Source organism: Salifodinibacter halophilus (assembly GCA_012999515.1).
Classification (GTDB): domain Bacteria; phylum Pseudomonadota; class Gammaproteobacteria; order Nevskiales; family Salinisphaeraceae; genus Salifodinibacter; species Salifodinibacter halophilus.
In genome coordinates this window covers 1-268 of the sequence record JABEEB010000294.1, presented here as the reverse complement: position 1 = coordinate 268, position 268 = coordinate 1, and the positions used below count along the sequence as shown (strand labels likewise).

Below are 268 nucleotides of genomic sequence, written 5' to 3'. Positions count from 1 at the left end.
AGGCCGCCGACGGCCGCCAATGGGCGGCGATCCGCGGCGAGGACAAGCAAGGCCACGCCGAACTGCGCTACTACAGCTCCGACCCGGCCTGGACCGGCAAGCTACCGGCGGCGGTGGACGCCTGGTCGGACGGCTACCAGGAACAGGTGCCGGTGCGGCTGATGTCGGCCGGCGGCCGCGTGCTGCGGCCGTGAGCGCGAACTTGCGCAACGACGCGGCGACGACGCCGTCGCAGGCCTACGCCGCCGGCGTCGCCCGCGGCGACTGG

General features: G+C 75.0%; 1 protein-coding gene. It reads left to right on the top strand.

Features of this window, described 5'->3' with window-relative positions:
- Positions 1-194: hypothetical protein (locus tag HKX41_11730; GenBank protein NNC24803.1), on the top strand; the 194-nt coding region annotated here is incomplete at its 5' end.
- Positions 195-268 lie beyond the last annotated feature (74 nt).